At 54.9% G+C, this 22,190-nt stretch carries 18 protein-coding genes; 4 read left to right on the forward strand and 14 right to left on the reverse strand.

The window, feature by feature from the left end; all coding sequences use genetic code 11:
• Positions 1–2: 2 nt before the first annotated feature.
• Both AC3DKS_RS04945 and AC3DKS_RS04950 read right to left on the reverse strand, forming a co-directional pair.
• Entirely contained in the window at positions 3–1,679 is a 1,677-nt protein-coding gene (locus AC3DKS_RS04945; protein WP_474730960.1) for an alkaline phosphatase family protein, read from the reverse strand.
• Between the two features lie 115 nt (positions 1,680–1,794).
• Positions 1,795–2,823, reverse strand: coding sequence for a helix-turn-helix transcriptional regulator (locus AC3DKS_RS04950; RefSeq protein ID WP_041327406.1), 1,029 nt, complete (start codon positions 2,821–2,823; stop codon positions 1,795–1,797).
• Between the two features lie 313 nt (positions 2,824–3,136).
• On the opposite strand from AC3DKS_RS04950, the gene AC3DKS_RS04955 reads away from it, so the two are divergent.
• Positions 3,137–3,424: a hypothetical protein gene (locus tag AC3DKS_RS04955; RefSeq protein WP_272606794.1), complete on the forward strand. Its 288-nt coding sequence runs from the start codon at positions 3,137–3,139 to the stop codon at positions 3,422–3,424.
• Positions 3,425–4,040: 616 nt separating this feature from the next.
• Here AC3DKS_RS04955 and AC3DKS_RS04960 read toward each other — a convergent pair.
• From AC3DKS_RS04960 to AC3DKS_RS05010, 11 genes are all read right to left on the reverse strand, one after another.
• Positions 4,041–6,515 (reverse strand): penicillin acylase family protein, encoded by a 2,475-nt coding sequence (locus AC3DKS_RS04960; RefSeq protein WP_474730965.1) that lies wholly within the window; start codon positions 6,513–6,515, stop codon positions 4,041–4,043.
• A 5-nt stretch (positions 6,516–6,520) separates the two neighbouring features.
• The gene (locus tag AC3DKS_RS04965) at positions 6,521–8,599 is read right to left on the reverse strand and encodes an acylase (RefSeq protein ID WP_474730968.1); all 2,079 of its coding nucleotides are present in this window, start codon (positions 8,597–8,599) and stop codon (positions 6,521–6,523) included.
• A 114-nt stretch (positions 8,600–8,713) separates the two neighbouring features.
• Entirely contained in the window at positions 8,714–11,962 is a 3,249-nt protein-coding gene (locus AC3DKS_RS04970; RefSeq protein WP_474730971.1) for a VPS10 domain-containing protein, read from the reverse strand.
• 91 nt (positions 11,963–12,053) lie between these two features.
• Entirely contained in the window at positions 12,054–12,836 is a 783-nt protein-coding gene (locus AC3DKS_RS04975) for an ABC transporter permease (protein WP_015753073.1), read from the reverse strand.
• Positions 12,829–13,539: an ABC transporter ATP-binding protein gene (locus tag AC3DKS_RS04980; RefSeq protein WP_474730975.1), complete on the reverse strand. Its 711-nt coding sequence runs from the start codon at positions 13,537–13,539 to the stop codon at positions 12,829–12,831. Before AC3DKS_RS04980 ends, AC3DKS_RS04975 begins: the two co-directional genes overlap by 8 nt.
• Positions 13,536–14,720, reverse strand: coding sequence for a nitrous oxide reductase family maturation protein NosD (locus AC3DKS_RS04985; protein WP_420593449.1), 1,185 nt, complete (start codon positions 14,718–14,720; stop codon positions 13,536–13,538). The genes AC3DKS_RS04980 and AC3DKS_RS04985 overlap by 4 nt, the downstream gene beginning before the upstream one ends.
• 92 nt (positions 14,721–14,812) lie before the next feature.
• A complete protein-coding gene (locus tag AC3DKS_RS04990; RefSeq protein ID WP_474730978.1) occupies positions 14,813–15,283 on the reverse strand; it encodes a nitrous oxide reductase accessory protein NosL in 471 nt (156 codons plus the stop codon).
• 18 nt (positions 15,284–15,301) lie between these two features.
• The gene (locus AC3DKS_RS04995) at positions 15,302–15,916 is read right to left on the reverse strand and encodes a hypothetical protein (RefSeq protein ID WP_420592666.1); all 615 of its coding nucleotides are present in this window, start codon (positions 15,914–15,916) and stop codon (positions 15,302–15,304) included.
• Positions 15,917–16,022: 106 nt separating this feature from the next.
• A complete protein-coding gene (gene nosZ, locus AC3DKS_RS05000) occupies positions 16,023–17,981 on the reverse strand; it encodes a Sec-dependent nitrous-oxide reductase (protein WP_015753078.1) in 1,959 nt (652 codons plus the stop codon).
• Between the two features lie 41 nt (positions 17,982–18,022).
• Positions 18,023–18,598, reverse strand: coding sequence for a fasciclin domain-containing protein (locus AC3DKS_RS05005; RefSeq protein ID WP_420592667.1), 576 nt, complete (start codon positions 18,596–18,598; stop codon positions 18,023–18,025).
• A gap of 6 nt (positions 18,599–18,604) precedes the next feature.
• Positions 18,605–19,117, reverse strand: a complete 513-nt coding sequence (locus tag AC3DKS_RS05010) for a c-type cytochrome (RefSeq protein WP_041326905.1) — start codon at positions 19,115–19,117, stop codon at positions 18,605–18,607.
• Positions 19,118–19,247: 130 nt separating this feature from the next.
• On the opposite strand from AC3DKS_RS05010, the gene AC3DKS_RS05015 reads away from it, so the two are divergent.
• Entirely contained in the window at positions 19,248–19,679 is a 432-nt protein-coding gene (locus AC3DKS_RS05015) for an RrF2 family transcriptional regulator (RefSeq protein ID WP_015753082.1), read from the forward strand.
• A gap of 133 nt (positions 19,680–19,812) precedes the next feature.
• Here AC3DKS_RS05015 and AC3DKS_RS05020 read toward each other — a convergent pair whose 3' ends face one another.
• On the reverse strand, positions 19,813–20,280 hold the full coding sequence (locus AC3DKS_RS05020; RefSeq protein ID WP_474730985.1) for a cupin domain-containing protein: 468 nt from the start codon (positions 20,278–20,280) through the stop codon (positions 19,813–19,815).
• Positions 20,281–20,365: 85 nt separating this feature from the next.
• On the opposite strand from AC3DKS_RS05020, the gene AC3DKS_RS05025 reads away from it, so the two are divergent.
• Together AC3DKS_RS05025 and AC3DKS_RS05030 are read left to right on the forward strand one after the other, a co-directional pair.
• The gene (locus tag AC3DKS_RS05025; protein WP_474730986.1) at positions 20,366–21,613 is read left to right on the forward strand and encodes a YncE family protein; all 1,248 of its coding nucleotides are present in this window, start codon (positions 20,366–20,368) and stop codon (positions 21,611–21,613) included.
• A gap of 1 nt (position 21,614) precedes the next feature.
• Positions 21,615–22,061, forward strand: coding sequence for a GNAT family N-acetyltransferase (locus AC3DKS_RS05030; RefSeq protein WP_474730988.1), 447 nt, complete (start codon positions 21,615–21,617; stop codon positions 22,059–22,061).
• Positions 22,062–22,190: the final 129 nt, after the last annotated feature.

A 22,190-nucleotide genomic window follows, 5' to 3' on the forward strand; every position in this document is an offset into this window, starting at 1 on the left:
TGTCAGTCGAGTAACTCGTCAAGAGGCTGGCCGGCCGCCCCGGGCAGCGGAGTGAGATTGAGCACACGGGTCAGTGTCGGGACAATATTGGCCGGATGCACCAGGCGGTCGGTGGAACCTTGTGGAATCCCCGCGCCAAACCACAACAGCGGCACATGGGTGTCGAAGGCATATCCGGAACCATGGGTGGCTCCTCGAACTTCGGAGACGGCGATTCGATAATTCATAGTTGGCGCATAACCTGGTTCGTAGACGAGTAGCACATCCCCTGACCGGTTCGCATAAAATCCCTTCTGCAACATGGCCGGCAGTGGGGCTTCCATCGCTTTCTCTGCCAGGTCTGATGCCGTCAGGGCATAGCGAACACCCGGTTGCTCAGCCATGAATGCAGCGGCGACCTGCTGGATTTCCGCAAGTGGAATTCCCTTTTCTTCTGCCAGTTTGCGGTTTAGATAGATCTGTTCGGTGCCAAACGATTCAATCCAATTAAAAGCGCCGTATCGAAGGGACAGATGGAACATCAGATCCTGACGGTATCTGGGAAGTACCGCCAACCCTGCAGGAAGTCCCTGTTCCTGCGCCTGGGATACCACCGGATGGACGCCGTGATCAGAAGTCAGGAAGAGGAGGTACCGGCCCTGCCCGACCTCCTGGTCCAGCGCCTGGAGGAGTTTGGCAATATCCCGGTCGAGCCGCAGGTAGATATCTGCCATTTCCACCGATTGCGGGCCAAAAGTATGCCCTGCCACGTCGGGGGTTGAAAAACTGATCCCTAAAAAGTCGGGAATCGAATCCTTTCCGAGCTCCTCAGACCGCAGGGCCCTCAGGGCAAATTCCCTTACGAGTTCATTCCCGTAGGGCGTGGCCCAGAGGATGTTGTGATAGGGTTGCCCTTCCCCGTATTCACTGCGCATCGCAGCCAGGTCGTAGGGAAAAACCGGGGCATCCTTGCCCTTGAGGACCACCTCGTATGGGTTGTCGTCCGGGGAGCTGTTCTTATACGCCTCCAAGGGAAGCAGCGGGGTCCATGTCTGATGCATATAGTTTTCAGAAAGACCCGCTGCGTTGAAATCTTCCACCCAGGCAGGGAGCGCGTCCATGTAATAGGTGCTGGAAACAAAATAACCCGGACTGGTTTCCCAATCGTGCCAATAGGCGGCATCCGCCTGGTGGCCCCCGGGCAGTATCGCCCCCCGATCCTTCAGGGAAATGCTGATAATCCGCGACTCCGGCCCCGCCCATTCGCGCAGACGGTCCGAAAATGTTGGCGCCATCAACCGCGCCGGTGAACGGCCTTCTCCATTCGGCATCAGCGATCCGATAATTTGCACGGTGGTATCCCCTACGTTGTCAACTATTCGGCCCGCGTCCCGGTCGTACCAGGAATTCCCGATAATCCCGTGGCCGGAAGGCGTGGTACCCGTGTAAATGGAGGCATGACCCGCCGCGGTTACGGTAGGTATGTAGTCGTACTGCATATTCTCAAAGGAGTAACCTTCGCGGAGGAGTCGCAGAAAGCCCCCATCGCCGAAATTTTCACGGTATTTTTCCAGATAATCAAATCGCATCTGATCCACCACCACGCCCACGACGAGTTTTGGGCGCAATGCCGCATCCGACTGTCCATGACTCACCGGAAAGGTCAGCAGCAACAGGAAAATGAGCCGGATGGATCCCATGGTTTTTAGCTTAAACGATCTGTTCCGGGAAATTTACGCAATTTCCCCGGCAAACCGGTCTTTAGCCGTGCAAGCCGTGCAAAACAGGTCGCCGAATCTAGGTGCGATTCATACGCTAATCCGAACCCGTCCGCCTGAGTTTGCTGATGAAATCGCTGGGGCTGAGGCCGTATTGCTTTTTAAATATATTCGAGAAATAACTCCTGCTGTTAAAACCCACGGAATAAACCACCTCGCTGATGTTCATATCCGTCTTCCGCAACAGGTTGCGCGCCGTTTCCAGGCGTACGTGCCGCACGTAATCCGCCACGGTCCGGGTATAGAGGCTTTTAAACCCTTCCTGCAGTTTGTACTGGGAAAGCCCGGTGGCCTTTGACAGGGCAGGGAGCGAATAATCGCCGGCAACCTGCTCAGAAATTTGCCGTGCAATGTCCCGGACTATCATTAGTTCCCGGCTCAGGACCCGTACGTTACCGTTTGTGCCGGCCATGGATTCTTCGTGGTCCATGATGTGGGCGGAGAGGATTTGGAGTATCAGGCCTTCTATCTGCATGATGCGGATCAGGCCCCGGGATTCCAGGCTATACAATTTTTCCACCAGGGGGGCCAGGGCCAGGTTATACGATCCCTGGTAGGCAAACGCCTGCCGCCTTTCAACATCGTGGAACACGTCGTAGAGCCGCTGGTTTAAGGTTTCGACCACCTGCAGCCTGTTGCTGATGAATTTTTCGCGGTCGATGCGGATGGAGTTGATCTTCAACGGCACCCCCGCTGGAAATTCCCCCGTTTGAAACCCTTCGGCCGGACCGGTGACGATCACGGATTGGAATTGCTCGAATTTCCGGGTTTCGGATTCGTGCCCGAAACGGTGTTCGCTATGACCTTCCAGGCAATAGACAAAGTGGATCGGGTTATATCGTATGGTACAGATGCGAAATACGGTTGGCTGGTGAAAAACAATGTCGTAGTCAAAGACGCTGGCACCCCATTCGAATTCCCGATAACGCAGGGATCCCCTGGCGTACTGGTTGTCTATATCCAGGACGTATTCGCCCCAGTAATCGGTCAGTTCCCCGCCCAGAACATTTTGCACCTGTGCAAAGTATTCGGAAATGGAATTTGCCTTGATAGAAATGGTCAACATGATCGGTTTCTGCTTTGGTCCCAGCCCGGGAAAACGGATAAAACTTAATCTCCCCAATGACCGGACGTATGCAATATTTACGCTTTCCCGCATCAAAACAGATGTTAAAACAATCTTATAAGATTACAATTAGTTACCAAAAGCCCCGTAAATATTATGAATTCGCACTTGCAAACCCGTAGTGATTCCCCGGTAGCGATAGGAGTCTTCCGGGCCATCAATCCGGCACATTCCAACGAATTAGGATAATTTCTTCCCGAATTACATCAATCGAGGCACGGCTTTTGGGGTAATTTTGAAAAAAAAGAATCCTATGACCTATGAGTTTTATTCCGGTTTGATTGTCGGGATCATCAGCGGGGTTTGCCTGTTGATCCTGTTGCGGACCTTGTTCAGCCGCGCAAAGGTTACAGACAGGGCCTCAGAGTCCCCGGGACGCGACCGGGACCAACAGGTCCAGCCATTTATCCCGATGAACCATCGCCAAATACACTATTTCCAGGGCGGGGAAGACGCTTCCGTATCGCGGATCAAGGAAAAACTCCGGCAGTTTAAAATCCGCAATGGTTTCTATATGGAAGCGGACGAGTCGAATTGGTAGCGGGCCACGCTCCCTGCCCGGGATACCGGCAGCTACTGAGCCACCGGACAGCCGGGGCACAACGATTCACCAGATATAAAAAAAAAGCCCGCCATTTCTGGCGGGCTTTTTTTATGCATTTTATTTTCCGGCTTCCGCACGAATCGTTACGGATCGTACTGCCGGTATACATTCATTTTATTACAATACCAATACGTAAAGGAGTAAAGAGGATAACCAGAGCAGGAAATAAACGGCTGGCTTTTTTAACTGTTCCATAGTTATTCTATCATTGGGTTCCTCCACAAATTATAAATCTTCGGCCGGCCGGGTTGTTGAAATCCGTTCAAAAGTTTGCACTATTCGACAAACGGCTCATTAGCGTGCCCGGACGAGCCGATTCAGCCCATAAAAAAGAAGGAGCAGCACACAACCGTTCCTTCTTTTTGTTGCCAGGCGGGCTGCCGGCCAGCCCGGCTTATGATTTTCCCCACTCAAAGCCTTGCCACACCGGTTTTCCAAACCTGAGACACCAAATTAGCACATGCCGGATGTACGCCCGTTCGTTATTGAAACGTATTGGTGTTCTTTACTAAACCAGACCACCTTACGCTAACCAGGCATGTTACGGGTGGGATTATTCCGGCTGCAGGACCATCCGGGCATCCGCGTGCTTCAGGATGGAATCCCGGGAGTAGTACAAGGGGAAATACTGGTCCCTGGCCCAGGCCTCAAACAAATTGCCGTAATACGGGCTGTCCGGGTCGCCGGACTGGCCCGGGCTGTTCATGGCGCGGGCCCGGTCCCAGTCCCCTACCGGGACCACCAGGCGGAATGTGGCCCCGCTGCTTTGGTTCAGGTTGTTGCCGGTAGATCCCGGCGTGTATCCATTGCCGCCCCGCGGCAGGGGACCCAGGTCCAGGGATTCCCGCCGGTCCGGCAATAAGCCGCTCAGCGGGTGGCGGATCGTAATGTGCTTCATCTTCTGCTGCCCGTACTGCCATTGGGATATATCGGCTCCCAGTCGCTGTTCCAGACCCTCAACGGCCAGTTCAAACGCCTCCCTGAGGAAGGCATTCCTACCGGTCGGACCACCGAATCGGGGGCCGGGTTCCCGAACCCACTGCAGGATACGCTCCAGTTGCAGGCTCCCGATATGCGGTTTGGCAGCCTCCGGGACAAATTGTTCGTGTGCCGCTTCCCGGATCCGGTTTTCCCAGGCCACATAGATGGCTGCTGCAACGGATTCCGGCTCCAGCCGGTAATCCCAGCCGGACAACTGCTCCCGGGCCTCTGCCGCGCGCCCACTGAGTTCCAACCCTTGCAAATAGGGCGTGAGTTCGCGGGCCGGGAGTGACAGGTAATCGGTCTGCAGGGCCTGCATTTCTTTGAGGTCGAGCGGTTTCTCCCTGCCGAGCACCTCCTCAATCCGGTCACCCCGGAAGGGGTCCGACCAGGAATATCCAACGGCATCCCACCGGTCATACTCCGGGGGGGTCACGTTCTGATTGGCCGTGGCGATAAAATCTTTATCCGGGTTCAACGCATGGGGCTTCTCCACAATGGGCAAATAGCCGTCCCACTCGTGGGAGCCGTCCCCGGGCACGGGCACCAAACCGGAAAAATTTGGCCGGATCGGGGCAATGCCCACCGCCTGCCAGCCGATGTTGCCCGCCGTGTCCGCCCAGACCATGTTTTCCCCGGGAATATGGCTGTAATTGCAGGCTTCCCGGAATTCCTCCCAGGTACGCGCCTGGTCCATCCTGAGCGACGCCAGGTAGGGTGCCCCCCCGGGCTCCAGCCAGGCGCACCGCATCGCATAGGCCTTGTTCCGCAGCGTATCCTGGAAGAGGACCGGCCCGTGACGTGTATATTTCAGCGTCACATCCTCAGCCTCGCGGCCTTTCACGGGGATGGATTCGCGGATGGTTTCCATTTCTTCCCAACCCTCCCGATACCGGTAGCGGTCCGGGTTCTCCGGGTCCGTGTCGTAGACATAGATATCCTCCCCGTCCGTCCTGAATACAGTCAGGCCCCAGGCCCCGTGGGGGTTGTGGCCGATGGATACGCCGGGGATCTCCGGCTCGCCCCCGCCAATTACATCCCAGCCGGGCGCCACCAGGTGGACCATGTAGCGCAGGGACGGAACGCTGATCCGGCGATGGGGGTCGTTGGCCATTACCGGCAGGCCGCTGGCAGTACGTTCTCCGGCCACCACCCAGTTGTTGCTTCCAATCGACAGGCTGTCGGACACAGGCAGTTCCAACCCAACCGGTTCCGCGACCGGATCGGACCCGTTTAAATGCTCCCCGGAGCTTCCAAATGCCATGCTGCTACCCGGGAAGCCCGGGTCCAGGTCTTCCGGTTCAAAGCGCACCGGCTTGCGGTAGGCATTGTAAAGTTTCAAAATGTCCTCGGAAAGGGACGCTGCATCGATTCCGTCCGCCAGTTGCAGGTCCGGTTCTTTCGGGTGAAACCAGAGGAGGGATTTCACCGCCTCCTCCCCGATGGCCGCCACCGCCCGTCCAATAGCCAGTTCTTCGTCGCTGTTGCCAAGCAGTCCCTGGTGGCGGGAGATCACCACATCCGGGGTCCATTTCCCGGGCAGGATTCCGAGGGCCCGGAATTCAAGGGGCAGGGATTCCGGGTCGGCCAGCGCCTCGTCGATATAGGCATTGACCCCGTCAGTATACGCCCGGATAATGGCCGACCCCCGGGGGTGGTACATGCCAAAGTCCTCCTCCAGGTCGCCCCGGTAGGCAAATAACCGCGTCCCGATATCCCGTTGGAGTTCCCGTTCCCCCAGGATTTCAGCTACCGTCCCGGTGGCCTGACGTCGCCAGATTTCAAATTGGAACAACCGGTCGCGGGCAGCCAGGTAGCCCTGGGCAAAGAACAGGTCGTGCTCGTTCTTTGCATAGATATGGTTGATGCCGTACGGGTCGCGGACCACCTCAACATCTTCCTGGATCCCGGAAATTATGGGGCCGGCCTCCCGCTCCTGCCGGCAGCCCGTCAGGATTGCAAGCAGGAGCATCGCGCCAACGACATGTTGCAAGGCTTTCAGTAGGCGCCGGTAAGCGAGTCGGGGGGAATTCGGAAATTCTTTCATGTTATTCAGTCGGAATTTTTTGGTTGGATTTCTTCGAGTTTTTCAACTTTGGAGGTGTTGGACTCAATGGCCGAATCTGTAAACCAGGCGTCCCGGAATTCCTTGCGGGAAAAGAGCTCGAGCTGGTCTCCGAAGTGCGGGGATCCCGGCTGGGTGGCATTTCCGTAACTCAGCAGCACCTTGGCCCGGACGGAATCCGCAAATTCAATCACCCCGACCCAGGAATCGCCCCCACCCACGTACAGGTGGTCTTCGTCCCCGGATCCCGGCCATGCAACGCGGAATACCCCCAGGGAACCGTCCGTGCCGTTGGCGGGCAAATCCTTCCCATTGTAATTGATCCGGTAGTAGTCGCCCCAGGGCACCTCCAGGGTGCCGTATTTCCCGGTGATTTCTTCTGCGCTTGCTTCAAGCAGTTGTACCGCCCGCGCCGGGTCGGCCAGACCATCCGGGGTGGTAGTGGGGGCTTCTTCATCCCAGGCAACCGCATAGTTGGAACCCCTGTAGGGCCCAAACTTCTGCGCCCAGTTAAAAAACAACAGGGTGCCTGTACTCTCCGCATCGGCTGTCCGGTCCCAGGCCTCCAAATGGTCCATAGCGGCCCGGGCCCCATCCGAACCCAGGCTGTCCACCGCCCGGGCCAGATCGTCTAAAATCCGGTCTGCAAATTCCAACCGGGTAGAGAGCTTGTATTCCTGGAGTTCCTCAAAGGTGACGGATTCATCCTCAAGCAGCATCCGGGCCGAACGCTGGGGCCGGAAAGGCATGTAGCGCGGGGCCATATACCCCGGGTAGTCATCCGGGTTGAGGGTCATCGGGATCGTGCTGGTCCAGGGGGGGTCGTTGGCGTTTTGCAACCAGCCATTGGCCGGGTTTTTGACCTTGGGCAAATCCTCATAGGGGTGCACCTCGGTCCAGATATCCGCGCTCTTTCCCCCGGGCACTACCCGGTCCCAATACGCCCAGGCATCCTGCCCGCGCTGGGGCACCAAGCCGTTGAACAGGTAGAAGATATCCCCAAAGCGATCGGCGTACATCACATTCCAGAACGGGATCTGCGCCATCTGCAAGGCATTCTCGAATTCCTCCAGGTTGCTGCTGTTGATCATCCGCCACCACTGTAAAAACATATTGGGCCGGTCCATCCCGACCATCCGGATGGCGAGGGCGCGGCCGTCTCCCCGCTTCACGACGGGTCCGTGTTCCGTCCGGAGAAGGGGAAGCTCAACCTCAGACAGACTGCCGTCCTCCTGGCGCACCCGGATGGTGGTGGCAGATTCCTGAAAAGGCGTAGGTTCACCATCCAGGAGGTATCCGCCTTCGGTCAGTTCCACCTCGTAGAGATCCGAATTGTCGATGGTATTGTCCGTATGGCTCCAGCCGAGGTTTTCATTAAACCCAATCGCGATGCCCGGGAACCCTACCAGGGTAGTGCCGTACATGCGCCTGCCTTCCAGGATCAAATTCGATTCAAAAAACAGGAATTCCCCAAACCAGGGCAGGTGCGGGTTCTGGACGAGCATCGCATTCCCGGAGGCCGACCGGGACGGGCCAACGGCATAGGTATTGGAACCCATATCCGGCCATTGTTGGACCCTGCCGAGGTCCGAGCCCCCGATAAAACGGGTAAAGACCACGTACATACTATGCATATTGACATCCTTGGGGGTAATGGGCAGCACCTCGCGGTTTTCCGGTTGGATGGCCTCGGGATGGGCCTCCGCATAGGCATTCATCCCCCCGACAAAAGCTGCGTAAATCTCCCGGAGCTCCGGGTCCTGGGAGTCGGCCCACTCCTCTGCCAGGGCATCAAACCCCATGGTCCGGATGAGTTGGTCGTCGGCCAGTTTGGAGGGACCCCAGTACTCAGCCCCCCTCCCGCGGGAGGTCCCATAGAGTTTCAGGATATGGTTGGCGTGGTTGTGCATCTGGGCCCAGCCCTGCATAAAGAAGAGGTCCTCCTGGCTGGAGGCGTAGATGTGGGGCACCCCGTAGGTATCCCAGGCTATTCGGGACTCCGGCCCCTCTTTTTGGCAGGAAACCAGGCAGGCGCCGGCCAGCAGGCAGTAAAGGAATTGTTTCATTCGGAAAGGATTTCCCTAAAGATAGGAAAAATGGCCTGCCGGCAAATCCCCGTACAGGCAACTGGTAAACAGGAGATCCCGCAGGAGTCCATAACCTCCTGCGGGAATCCCAATTCAATCCCTCCCCTTGATATACGGCGCGCCGGCCGCCTCCAGTTTACGCTCCAGGGCCGGCACCATCTGGTCGGCAATCCGGTTTACCTGCGGCTCCAGTTCCCCGAGCATTTCCCTGGCTGTATCCAGGCTTTGCCGGTGCATGGGCGTGGGGCCGTACGTGGTGTTCATCCCGCGGTAGGCCGTCACGAAAAAATTCTGGACGGAGGGCGGGTTCCGCTCCCCGATCTCATCCCGGGCCGGGCTGCCCTCGGTTTTAATCTGGAGTTCCCGGATAGCTTCCCTCAGTTCCTGTACTTCACCTGCCAGACCGGCCGGAGAAGCCGGGGTCTTCGCCAGGGCTTTTTCAAAACCCTTCAGGGCGGTTTCGGCCTGTTCAAAGCGATCCCGGAGGACTTCCATTCGCCGTTGCACTTCCTCCAGGTCCTGACGGTAGGTATTGTAGTTGTCGTAATCCATACCTCCCAGGACGCCTTCGCGGATGGGTTTCACTTCAAAAGACACCCCTTCATCCAGTACTGTAACCTCACCTTCCTTTTCAAGGGAGAGACTGGCGGTATAGGTGCCTGGTGTGGCCAGCGGGCCCCTGCTGAACCAGCCCCGGGAATCGCGCTCCGGATCGATGGCCCCGGTACTTGCGTGGCGGAGGTCCCAGGCAATGCGGTGGGTCCCCTGGGAGGCCTTTTGCTGGATATGGCGGATTACGTTCCCCTGGCTGTCACGGATGGTGAGCCAGACCCGGGCGGGCTGTTCGCTGTTTTCGGCATCGATGGCCGCATAACCCGGGAAGGGGATGTCCGCCTTTTTCTCATTGGCTGCTTTTTCTGCCTTTTGCCGCGCGTCTTTGGCCGTTGTGAATTCATCTGCCAGTTGATAGGTAAAGACCGCGCCAAACTCCGGGTTTTCGGCCAGGTAGAAATCGGCGCCGGTGTTCCCGAGTTCGCTGCGGGGCACATACCATTTGGCGGGTCGCGGCGTAAACAACTTGCCTCGGGCCGCGAGGTTTTCAGGGGTCAACTCCCGCAGGGCGCTGTAGTCGTCCAGGACAAAAAACCCGCGCCCGAAGGAGGCCGCCACCAGGTCGTTTTCCCGTTTCTGGATCGCCAGGTCGCGGAAGCCCATGTTCGGGGTCCCGGGCAGTTTCTGCCAGTTGCTCCCCCCGTCCAGGGAGGTGTATACCCCGAACTCCGTGGCGGCAAACAGCAGGCTGGGGTTTACGTGGTCCTGGACGAGCCTCCAGACGAGGGTCCGCTCGGGGAGGTCGGCCGCGATGGACGTCCAGGACTGCCCCCGGTCCGTACTCTTGAACAGGTAGGGGTTGAAATCGCCTTCCTTGTGGTTGTCCAGGGCCACATAAACCGTGTTGGCGTCGTGGAGGTCTGCCTTGATGTCGTTCACAAAACTCCGGGCCGGGAGGCCGAGGCGCGTTACCGGGATGCGGTCCCAGGAACCGCCCCCGTCGCTGCTTACAGCGATGTACCCGTCATCCGTCCCCGCATAAAGCAACCCCTCCTGCACGGGGGATTCGCTCAGGGAGGTAATCGTATTGTAATTGGACATCGCCCCGACGTCCCAGGCGTTGTCCCAGGATTGCTGCCGCCCCATGATGGGAAGCTCCAGGCGCTCCTCGTTGCGGGTGAGGTCGCCGGAAATCGGCGTCCAGGAATCCCCGCGGTTCTCCGACTTCCAGACGCGGTAGGAGGCAAAATACAGCCGGGCCGGGTTGTGGGGGGAAACCACGATGGGTGCATCCCAGTTAAAGCGCTCATGCGGGTCTCCGGGCCCGGGCTGCGGCTGGATGTACACCTGTTCCCCTGTGGTCAGGTCTACCCGGTGCAGGCCGCCCTGTTGGGTTTCTGCATAGATGATGTTGTTGTACTCAGGGTCCGTGGCGGACTGGTGCCCGTCGGCGCCCAGGGTCTTATACCAGCGCCGGTTGGCAATCCCCTCCTCTTCGTCCGTAGCCGAAGGACCGCCGGCCGAGCCATTGTCCTGGGTCCCGCCGAAGATGTGGTAGAAAGGCTCCGCGTTGTTGACGGCCACCTTGTAGAACTGGGTGAGCGGGAGGTTTTTGTGGTACCTCCAGGTCTCGGCCAGGTCAAAGCTTTCATAGATGCCGGCATCGGTCCCGATCATCAGGTAATCCGGATCGTCCGCTTTAAAGGCGATGGCGTGGTTGTCCGAGTGCTTGTCCTCCTCCTTGAGTTGGGTAAAGGTCTTCCCGCCGTCCTCGGAGGTTAGTACGCGTACGTTCATCAGGTAGAGCCGGTCGAACTTATGCGGGCTTGCATAGAGCTCCTGGTAGTAGTGCGGCCCGGTTCCCCCGGACACCGTGTTCGACATCTTCTTCCAGGAAGCCCCCCGGTCTGCCGAGCGGTATACCGCCCCCTGGGTACGGTCCAGTTCGATGGCCGCGTAGAGTACATCCGGGTCCTGGGGCGAGATGGCCAGGCCAATTTTCCCCATATTCGACTTGGGCAAGCCCGAGGTGAGTTCCTCCCAGGTCTCCCCCCCGTCGGTGGATTTATGGATCCCCGTCCCCGGGCCACCGCCCATCAGGGCAGCTACCGTCCGGTGACGGTCCCAGGTAGCCGCGTAGAGTACCTGCGGGTCGCGCGGGTCGATAAGCAGGTCTGTGGCCCCGGTCCACTCCGCATTGCCGAGCACGCGGTTCCAGGTGGCGCCCCCGTCCGTGGTTTTGTACACCCCGCGTTCGCCCCCTTTGCTCCAGAGCGGTCCCTGGGCGGCCACCCAGACCACATCGGAATTGTCCGGGTGGACGATAATCTTCGATATGTGCTCCGTCTGCTTTAACCCGAGATTTTCCCAGCTGGCCCCGCCGTCTTTGGAACGGTAGATGCCGTCCCCGTAGGCCACGTGCCGGCCCCCGACGTTCTCCCCGGTCCCGACCCAGATGATGGCCGGGTTTTGCGGGTCCAGGGTCAGGCAACCGGTGGAATAGGAGCCCTGGTCGTCAAAGAGGGGCGTCCAGGTAGTGCCGGCATTTTCCGTTTTCCACACCCCGCCGGAGCCGACAGCCACGTACCAGGTGTCGTCGTCTTCCGGGTGGATAGCCAGGTCGGCAATCCGGCCGGAAAGGAAGGCCGGACCTACATTCCGGAACTTAAAAGCCTGGAGCGGCAGCTTTTTTTCCTCGTCGGCGTTCTTCGATTTATTGCGTTGGGCATGGGTCGGCATCCCCTGGAGCAGCAGGAACGCGCCCAGGAGCAGTAGGAAGGTGTGTCTCATTTTCTTTGTGTGTTTTTCAGCTGCCTAAAAATAACAATTACAGGCGACTTTACTGCCTTGGTTCCGGCCTGGATCCCACCGTGAGCTATTATTAAAAGTCTTTCTTCTTCGCCTTTCTGTACAGGCTCCAAACCGGCAGGAGCGTCCATAGGATCAATACGGCTCCGGAAATCAGGAACCCCAGCTGCGTCCCCAGGAATTTCTTGAATACAGCTCCCGTGTAGCCGAGCAAAGCCGAAATATCGAGCTCGAGGAGAATGAGGATACGCGACAGGTCTATCGGGTTGAAAACCGTGGCGGCAAGTGAAAAGGAATCCAGCGGATATTCTTCAAAGGCGATCAGCGCGAGCAGGAATAACCCATCGTAAATAACAGCCATAAACAACCATAGGAGGACGGCGTAACCAAAACCTTTGATCTTGTTTTCATTAAAAATCGCAATATTGAAAGCCAATCCTGCGAAAATAAAGGTGAGAAATGCGCCGATGAGGATCAAAAGGGCAAAGTTCACAATGACCCCGCTTTGGAATAGGCCATACAACACAAAAGGCAGGCCCAAGCCGAGGACAAGGCTCAGGGTAAGGGAACCCGCCACACCCAGGAACTGCCCGAGGAATATGGAGGATCGTTTCAGGGGCTGGGCCAGGAGCAGCTCGGTGAATTCACGGGAATTGTAAAAGTACATGACCCCGAAAATTGTGGCGATGAGCGGGACTAAAATAATGATGATGTTCATCAGGGTAATCACCGCCTTGGAAAGGTCGTTGTTCAGGAACAACAACACGGATCCGAGCAGCAGGTAAAACAGGAAGTACACATAACTCCAACGGCTGCGCATCAGGTCGTAAAAGCTGTATTTGAGGATTTTAAGCATGTTGTTTCTCACTGGTTATGGCCGCAATGGCGTGTTCCAGGTCATGTTGACCTGTTTTTTCCAATAGTCCCGAAAGGGTTCCGGTGTAATAGATCTTTCCTTCCAACAGGTACACCACCTGGTCGGCAATCTCCTCCACGAATTGCATAATGTGGGTCGTGATCAGGAAGGTCTTTCCAGCCTCCCGCTCTTTCCGGATCAAATTTTTCAGGGCGATCATGGCAGTCGGGTCCAGGCCGGAGGTGGGTTCATCCAGGATAATCACCGGACTGTCGAACATAAAGGTCAGCACCAGGTTGACCTTTTGCTTGGTACCGCCGGAGAGGTTGGCCAGTTTTTTATCCAGGAAGGGTTCCAGGCCAAACAGCTCAATGAGGGACACTTCATCCCCGGGTTTTTTCCGCAGGTCCTTGATCATTCCTATGAGTTCCTTCACCCGGATGTTCCCTGGAAAATTGGCGATCTGGGGCAGGTAGTTGATCTCTTCCCGGTATTTCCACTGGTTTTTTACCTTTTGCCCCTTCACCCGGATATCGCCCTTATTGGGGATTACCAGCCCCAAAACACATTTGATAAGGGTGGTTTTCCCCGAACCATTCGGACCCAGGACCGCATAGATGCCGCCTTCAGGAATCTGGAGGTCCACCCCTTTGAGCACTTCATTTTTGGCAAATCGCTTGTGGACGTTTTCTATTTGTATCATTTGATTATGCGCATTTGTGGTTGGTTGTCCGCCAGGTTGTCCGGGGTAAATACCGGCGACACCCTTTCGGAAAAATCGATCAGGTCCATAAACAGGCTCCTCAACAGGATCAGGGTCTCCGGGGTACGGTTTACAATATATGAGAACAGTTTTACAGGCCGATGTGGCACATCGCCCACCCCATTCTTGTCCAGGTCATACCCGGAGTAGTTGCTCCAGTAGTTCCCTTCAAAGCTGTTGTCGTTTACATTGCTGTTGTAGGATAGGTCAAAGGAATTGTACAGGAAATTATTGCGGTGGAAGTTGTTGGAATAGCAGGCGCCCAAAACCCGGATGGCCCAGCCGTTACTGACAAAATTGTTTCGCTCATAGGTGATCCGGTTAGACCCTTCTATATTGATCCCCACGGTATTCTCCTCAAAAAGGTTGCCGATGATCTCCGCATCGTTGATCTCCTTCAGCAACATCCCGTAGGCAGCCGTCCCCCAATTTTTGCGGAACCGATTCCCGGTCATCCGGATTCGTTTGGAGAACATCACGGCTACCCCGGCCCCGTTGTTTTCAAACAGATTGTCCGAATAGACATTGTCGTTGGAAAACATAAAATGGAGCCCGTAGCGGAGGTTCTTCCTGCTTGCATTCCCCCGGATGCGAATCGTATCCGAAAATTCAAGGTAGATCCCGTCCCGAACCCCCTCTATCCGGTTTTCGGATACTTCCACATTGTTGGAATACCAGAGCTGGATGCCATTGCCGGAATTATATTCGTCGACGGCATCGCCGGAAATTTGGTTTCCCCTTACCACCCCGCCCCGGGATTTTTCCAGGTAGATACCAAAGAACAAATTCTCAAACCGATTGTCTTCAATCGCAAAACCTTCACTCTGGACCACCCGGATGGCGGCGTGGTCCGAGGTGTAGCTCACCCCTACATTGCGAATCGCAAACCCTTGAATACGGACATCGTCAGCTACCACACGGATCACCTCCCCCTGTTCCTCCCCGTCGATTATGGGGTATCCCTCTCCTATCAGCGACAGGGGTTTATCCACCAGGATATTGTATTCCCTGTAGTACCCTTTCCCGATTAGCAGTGTATCATAGGGTTCGGCCAGGCGAATGCCCTCCCGTATGGAAGTTACCCGGCAATCTTTGCATACATCAATGGTGCGGGCGCTCATCGCGTCGATTCCCACAGCGAAGACTAGTAAAAAAGCAAAGGTGGCACGTAAGAGGTCCGCTTTCATATGGTTCCGCCCTTTTCGGGTTTTGTTTAATCTTTAAAGCGGTTGTTGATTTCTTGCCAGGTATACACGTCGCCTCCGTGTTTTATCTGGGCCTCCACCGCCTGTGCTTCGTTTTCAAATGCCGTCAGGTATTCCCCCATCGGGCTGGGTATGCCTTTACTGACCAGGTAGGAAGCCTGGGTTGCGTCCAGGAGCTCCCCCGGCCGGGAATAGGTGTTGACCAGAAACAAGGATACAGATTGGGCCTCCACCTCCCGGAGGTGATTCATCATGCATTCCACGGCGTCAAACTTAAACACTTTGCCCTTATCGGTAACTATTTCGGCCCCGTGTTGCAGGTCCACGATGGCCATCCTGCAGAACTGGCAGGCATCTGCGCCGTAGTCTATGGGTTCGGGCGCTACCTTACAACCCGCTGCTAGGGCAATCAGCAGCCCGGAAAACATCACGGTCCTGGGCAACCGGGCAAAAATTCTCAGGGAAAATCCAGTAGTCATCTCAGTTCTTTTTTGGGTTTATTCGGTTTTTTTGGAAGACTTCCAGCCCAGGTAGCCGGCCAGCAGGGTCATGGTCATCCCTACAAACATCATCCAGGCGCCGGGTGCCGGCAGGGAGGTGACGTCAAAATTGAGCATTTTGACATGACCGAACAGGGGTGGCTTATAGGTCATGGGTGTACCGTCGGGATTCTCCAGTTTCATAATCGCATTGGGGTCGAGGTTGGTCCCGTAGTCGACCATCCAGTTATTAAAATCGTACATGCCCATAATCCCGAGTACAGACATCAGCAGGAACCAGCCAAAAAACCATCGATACCCGACCTTTTTGAAATACCCCAGCACGCCCACAATAACACCGAGGGCTATCATGGCCCCCACAATAATTGGAAAGGCACTGAACTCCCACATATCTTCGTCTTTGGGCAGGGTCCTCATACCGATGTAGTGATTCAGACCATCGATGTTCTGGATATCAAATTCGCTAACACCCCTGATCCCGTTGATATGTATATTCATCCCAAGGGGTTCCGGGTATTGGGGAGCCCCCAGCATGATGTTCCAGAGGGGCAGGAAATACAATCCCAACAGGAAGAGCGGCCCCAGAATCATAAGTGTACTTGCTTTTTTCATGGTGTCTGTAATTGCGTTGCGTATGCTGATCAATAGAAAAAGCGGGCAGGTTTTCACACAGCCCGCTTTCCCCAAAAGAACCAACAAATTAAGGCAGGGACCCGGTTTATTCTCCTAACGACCAGGACAATTCCAGGTTCGAATTGGCCGGGGATACCCTTACGTACCCCTGCATTTCCTGGTGCAGGGCCGAACAGAAGTCCGTACAGTAGAAGGGCCATACCCCTACCTGCTTCGGTTCCCAGACAATGGTTTTCGTCTGCCCCGGCATGATCAGGATCTCCGAGGTGTTGGCGCCGATGACAGCAAAGCCATGGGGCACGTCAAAATCCTGTTCGTGATTCGTCATGTGGAAATACACCCGGTCACCGACCTTGATCCCCTCGATGTTGTCCGGGGTAAAGTGGCTTCGAATGGTGGACATGTAAATATGTACGTCACGGCCATCCCGTTCCACCCTGGCATCGGCAGGAGATTTAATCCCATAAGGGTGATTGTTCTCATCCAGGCGGTAGATTTTCTTGGAATTTTCCCGCAACAGATCCGCCGGGCATCCAGCGGCATAGTGCGGTTCCCCGTGTGTCGGGAAGTCGTAGATCAACTCCATTTTCTCACCTGAGATATCGTATATCTGGGCAGAGTGCTCCATTTCGGGCCCTGTGGGCAGATATCGGTCCTTGGTGATCTTGTTCATCGCCACTACGTATTTGCCAAAGGGCTTACGCGAGTTCCCTCCGGGAATCATCAGGTGGCCAACAGAATAAAAGGTGGGCTTCCGGTCTATCACTTCCCAGGAGCCTAATTTCCACTTCACGACCTCAGAGGAGATAAAGAAAGTGGTGTAAGCATTGCCATCGGCGTCAAATTCGGTGTGGAGCGGGCCGAGGCCACCGCTTTTAACCGTGCCGGCCAGGACATCCTCGAACTTCAGGATCGGGATGCCGTAGGCTTCCCCGTCGAACTTTTCCCCCTCGATGGCGGCAATCATTCTGTCAAAGGAATGCACAGTCAGGTCGGCAGAGAGTTTCCCGTTGCCGATGATGTACTCCCCTGACGGGTCTACGTCACACCCATGGGGGGATTTTGGAGTCGGCAAAAAGAAGATTGCCCCGGGGACTTCGGCAGGATTTACGGTCAGCACTTCCTTCTCCATGGTTGTGGTGGCCATATGCGTGCTCTCGTCGTAAACATTGTGGGCGTAGTTTGCCGGCATTTTGGTGCCTCCGCCGTTATTTACATATTCCTCGATTTTCTTCCAGTTGATGGCAGCGATGAAATCCTTGTCATTCTGGGAGGAATTCACCTCCTGCAGCGTGCTGGCTTCTTCCGTGTTGTAGGTGGTGAAGAAGAACCAGCCATGGGATTTCCCGCGGCCGGGGTGGGATAAATCGTAGTTGAATCCGGGCATCAGCAGCTGGAATTTGATATCCATATGCCCGTGTTCCTGATCTACCGTAATAAACGTCAGGGCACCTTTAAAGTTCCCTTTGTATTCATTGATGGGCATATCCCGTTGCGGGACGGGAACTGAAAACCGGGTTCCGGCAACCACGTATTCCGTGTTTTCCGTAATAAAGGAAGAACTGTGGTTCCCCGCACTATTGGGCACCTCGATGATTTCTTCGGTTTCGAAGGTGCTCAGACTTACCCTAGCGATCCTGGGGGTATTGTTTCCGTTGATAAAAATCCAGCGACCGTCCAGTTCCCCATTGGTTTGGGAGATATCCGGGTGGTGAGCGTCATCCCATGGCACAAAACCGTAGGAGGTGTTGAGCATGGGCTTGGTTTCTTCGGAATACCCGTAACCGGAGGTCGGGAATTGGGAAAAAACCGGGATTTCCTTGAACATCCTCCCCGAAGGAAGGCCGTAAACTGTCAGGTTTCCACTGTAACCCCCGGAAAGGAACGCGTAATATTCATCCTGTTCCCCCGGAGCTACGTATACCTTTTCCGCGGCACTTGATGTGAGGGCACCGTTAGAAGACCCGCCGCCCTGATTGCACCCGGAAAACAGCAGGGCTGCTCCGGAAAGGGTTATTCCAATGATTGATTTAATATGTTTCATGATGCAAATTCTATTTAGGATTATGTTGCTTGGATTTTAGGTTATTGCGGAGGCAGCATGACTTTATCCACCACGTGGATAATCCCGTTGCTCGCAGGAACGCTGGCTACGATTTTAGCGCCCCCCACATAGACATCGTCGCCCTTTACTTCCACCGGGACGCTTTGGTCGTTGGCCTGACCGAGTTTCTTAAACTTCTTTAGAAACTCCTTGTCGTAGTTCCCCGGGGTTACGTGGAATTTCAGGATGTTGGCCAAAGCGTCCTTGTTCTCGGGTTTCAACAAGTCTTCCACCGTCCCTGCGGGCAAGGCGTCAAAGGCTTCATTGGTGGGGGCAAAGACCATCAGGGGCCCGGCATTGACCAGGGCATTCTCCAGGTCCGCTGCCTGCACAGCTGCAGTCAACGTCGTGTGGTCCGGCGACCCGGCCGCAATATTCAGGATGTTCGGCTCGGATGCTTCATCTTTGATAAAGGCCTGGCCCTGTTCCTTGGACACCTCAACGCCTGAACCGGAGTCTGTTGCCTGTGCGGACGCTTCAGGGTCTGATTTACATCCCATAATGGTGAGGCCCATCAAAATAATGCACCAAAAAAAGGTTTGGTTGATTGTTTTCATATCGTATTATTTTAAGGTTCTGAAATATTCCAGTACGGCCCTGGCTTGCTCTTCGGTAAGGCCCTGATTTGCCATGGGCGACCCGTTAAATTCCATTAACAGATCTTTCGCCAGCGGGTCTTCTTTGACCATTTTTTCAGGTGCCAGGATCATGTTCATTACCCACTCCGGGGTCCGGCGTTCCAAAATACCATTGGGGGCCGGTCCGATAAACCGTTTGCCGACCTTGTGGCAGGCCAGGCACATCTGATTGTATACGGCCTCCCCTTCCGCGGCCATTTCCTGGTCAATCTCGGGATCAAGGGTCACCGAAGTAATGGGGCCTACGCCTTTATTGGTGAGGTCCACCCTTTCAGAGGCCTTGACACCTTCGGTTGCCGGGGTTTCGGCCTTGGTTGCATCCTGGGAGCTTTTGCGTTCTATCTTGAACCCATCAGCTTCCTTATTCTCCTTCTTTTCACCGCAGCTAAGGGTGATCAACCCGACGAGCAATGACATGCTTATTAGTATTTTTCTCATTTTTGAAAGATTTAACACGACAAATGTATCGGTGGAATACCGCGGAAAACATGATATTTGTCATTAAAAGGATAAAAACATCTTTTAATCTTCGTATGGTGAAATCTGCCACAGAAATTCCCGATTTCAAATGATTTCAAAAACCGCGAAATACGCTATTAAAGCAGTGATCTATTTGGGGTTGCATTCCAGCGAGCCCAAAAAGATCCTGACCCGGGACATGTATGAACAAATCCATGTTTCGGAATCCTATCTGGCGAAAATCCTGCAGGTATTGTCCAGACACAATATCATTTCTTCCATCAAAGGAAGGAACGGGGGGTTTTACCTGTCTGAAGAAAATAAAAACCACACGCTGATGGATATTGTCAGGGTGGTAGACGGGGGGCAGTATGTGGAATCCTGTGTTCTGGGGATCAGCAATTGCAATTCGGAAAACCCGTGTGCCCTGCATGACCTGGTGGGGAAAGGAAAAACGGAATTCAACAGGGTCCTGGAAGAAGTGACCATAAAAAAACTGATAGCTTCTCTCGAAGATCGGCAGGTTTACTTTCCACTCTGAATGTGCAAATGACCCGCCTCCACGATACGGCAGGGATACGGCTGCTTTCTCGTACTGCCGATCGCTTCTCAATAGGGTTATAGTCCCGGTCTCCGTTCTAGCTTAACCGGAACCTTTTATGGGAGTTTCCTGCTTACTTCTTCAATTTCTCAGCCACGGCATCATAAGCCTCCTCCGTAAGAACTTCCGTCCAGGTGGTCTCCCCGGTATAGATGGCCAGGTAGGTCACATCGTGCTCTTTGGAGGATGCATGCCAATGCTCGGTTTCTTTTTCACATTTTATGACATCCCCGACCTTCATGCGCATCGGGTCTTTGCCACGTTCCTGGTAGTAGCCTTCGCCTTCCACAACGATCAACACCTGCGGGGCATCGTGTTTGTGCCAATCCAGGGTGGAATTCGCCTTAAAAGTGGCTTTGGTGATATTGTATGAGAGCTCTCCTTCGGCCCGCAAAACCCCGTTCAACCAGGCTTCCCCGATATAATGGGTATTAGGAGCTTTTCTGCCCTCGTCCTTATAAGAACTGACGCTATAGTCGGAATTTTGGGCATTCCCTAAAAGCGGTATGGCCAGCATTAAAAAGAAAATCGCGTATTTCATGAGGTATAGAGTTTAACCTTAAAAATAGAGAAAATTGGCTTCAACAAACGTGCAACCGGTGGGATATGCTAAATTTAGGTAAAAAATGAGGGGCTGTTTATTTGCTGCGCTTTTAATCATTTGCTCCCAGATCGGCCGGGGCCAGACCTTAAAAGAACGCTACCAGGAAAGCCAGGAAGCCTTTCAGGTCAAGGACTATGAGCGCTATCTGGACTTGACAAGGCAGGCATTGCAACTCCACCCCTCCCACCCGGAACTGCTGCTCAACGAGGTGGAAGGACTTATCCTCTGCGGGCGAGAAAAACAAGCATACCAGGCCCTGGGCAGGTACCTGAGCTGGGATGCCTCAGACCGATTCGAACAAAAGCCGGCCGTGGATTCCTTCATGCGCCAGGGCAGTTTCAGGAAAAAGCTGGATAAAAAACTCCGGGCGTATTCAAAAACCATACGGCGGAGTGAAACGTTCCTCCGGCTCGCGGAAAAACACCATTTTGAGGATATCGCACTCACCCCCGACTACATCATACTTTCCGAGGTGAACCAGGGGGCTGTCCATTTCCTGAGTCGCCAGGACCACCGGCTTGTTGCTAAAGTTTCCCTCCCGGGGTCCGCCCTGAGCTTATTGGTCGGGGACGATGGGCAATACCTTTATGCGACTACCAGCGTCATCCCCCAATTCGCGGGATACAACCCGGAGCAGCAATACAAATCCTACCTCAGCCGGATTGATATTGGGACAAAAAGCGTTGAGGGCAGCCTTGAAATACCGGGTGAATCCATCCTGGGGTCCATGGCTTCCAACGGACAGGGCACGATTTATATCAGCGATTCCCGGCGCCCCATCCTCTATAGGGTGAACGCCCGAAACCTGGAGCTGGTCCAAACCCTGGAGATTTCAGATGCCTTTAATCTGCAGGGGATAACATATAACCATGCGAATCAAAAACTTTACCTCGCGGACTATATCAAGGGTATTTTAAGCCTGGACGCAAACGATTTGTCCATCAGGAAATGGCTGCGTTCGCCCGAATTTTTGCTGAAGGGGATCGACGGCCTGTCGGCTCTGGATTCCCGCAACCTGATTGGCATTCAGAATAACTCGAACCCCATGCGCCTGATCCGGATTTCCATTGAGGCTTCCGGGGAGGTAAAACGCGTGCAACTCCTGGATAACGACCTGGATCTCGGGGGGGAACCCACCAACGGAAAGTTGTTGGCGAACCATGCATTCTATTACATTGCCAACAGCCCCTGGCCACATTATGATCCGGACACCCATAAACCCCAACCGGATAAGTGGCAGGGATTGGTCATAAACCGTATACAGTTCTAACATGCAACCCCGGATAACACCCTATAAAGAAGCCCACTGGCCCGAGATCAGGCGCATTTTCCTCAGCAATACGCCCAAATACTTCGATCCCGGGGAATTGCAGGACCTCAGGGACTATCTGGATCGCCAGGCCGATAGTTATTTTGTGCTGACCCTGAAGGAGCAAATTGTGGGGAGTGGAGGGTATTGCCTCTCCGGGCCGGGGCTGGGAAGGCTTACCTGGGATTTCCTGGATCCAGCATTCAAGGGACAGGGCCTGGGGTCCATACTGATTGAGCACTGCTTACAATGTATGACGCCGGAATCCGGGATCGAAAAAGTGGAGGTATACACCTCCCAGCTGGCCTATCGGTTCTACGAACGGTTCGGGTTTGAGCTGATCCGGAAGGAGAAGGATTACTGGACGAAAAACCTGGACCTCTACTATATGGTTAAGCGCCTGGTATAGCAACATACGTCCGGCAACTATCCGTTTCAGGTTCGGCACATCCAAGGCAATGAGGGTCGAAGTGGCGAAGGTGCCCGCCGGTGCGCTGGCTCGAGCCCAATGAAATAAAAAAAGGCCGGTGAAAACCGG

The sequence above is a fragment of the Robiginitalea sp. genome (genome assembly GCF_982776155.1).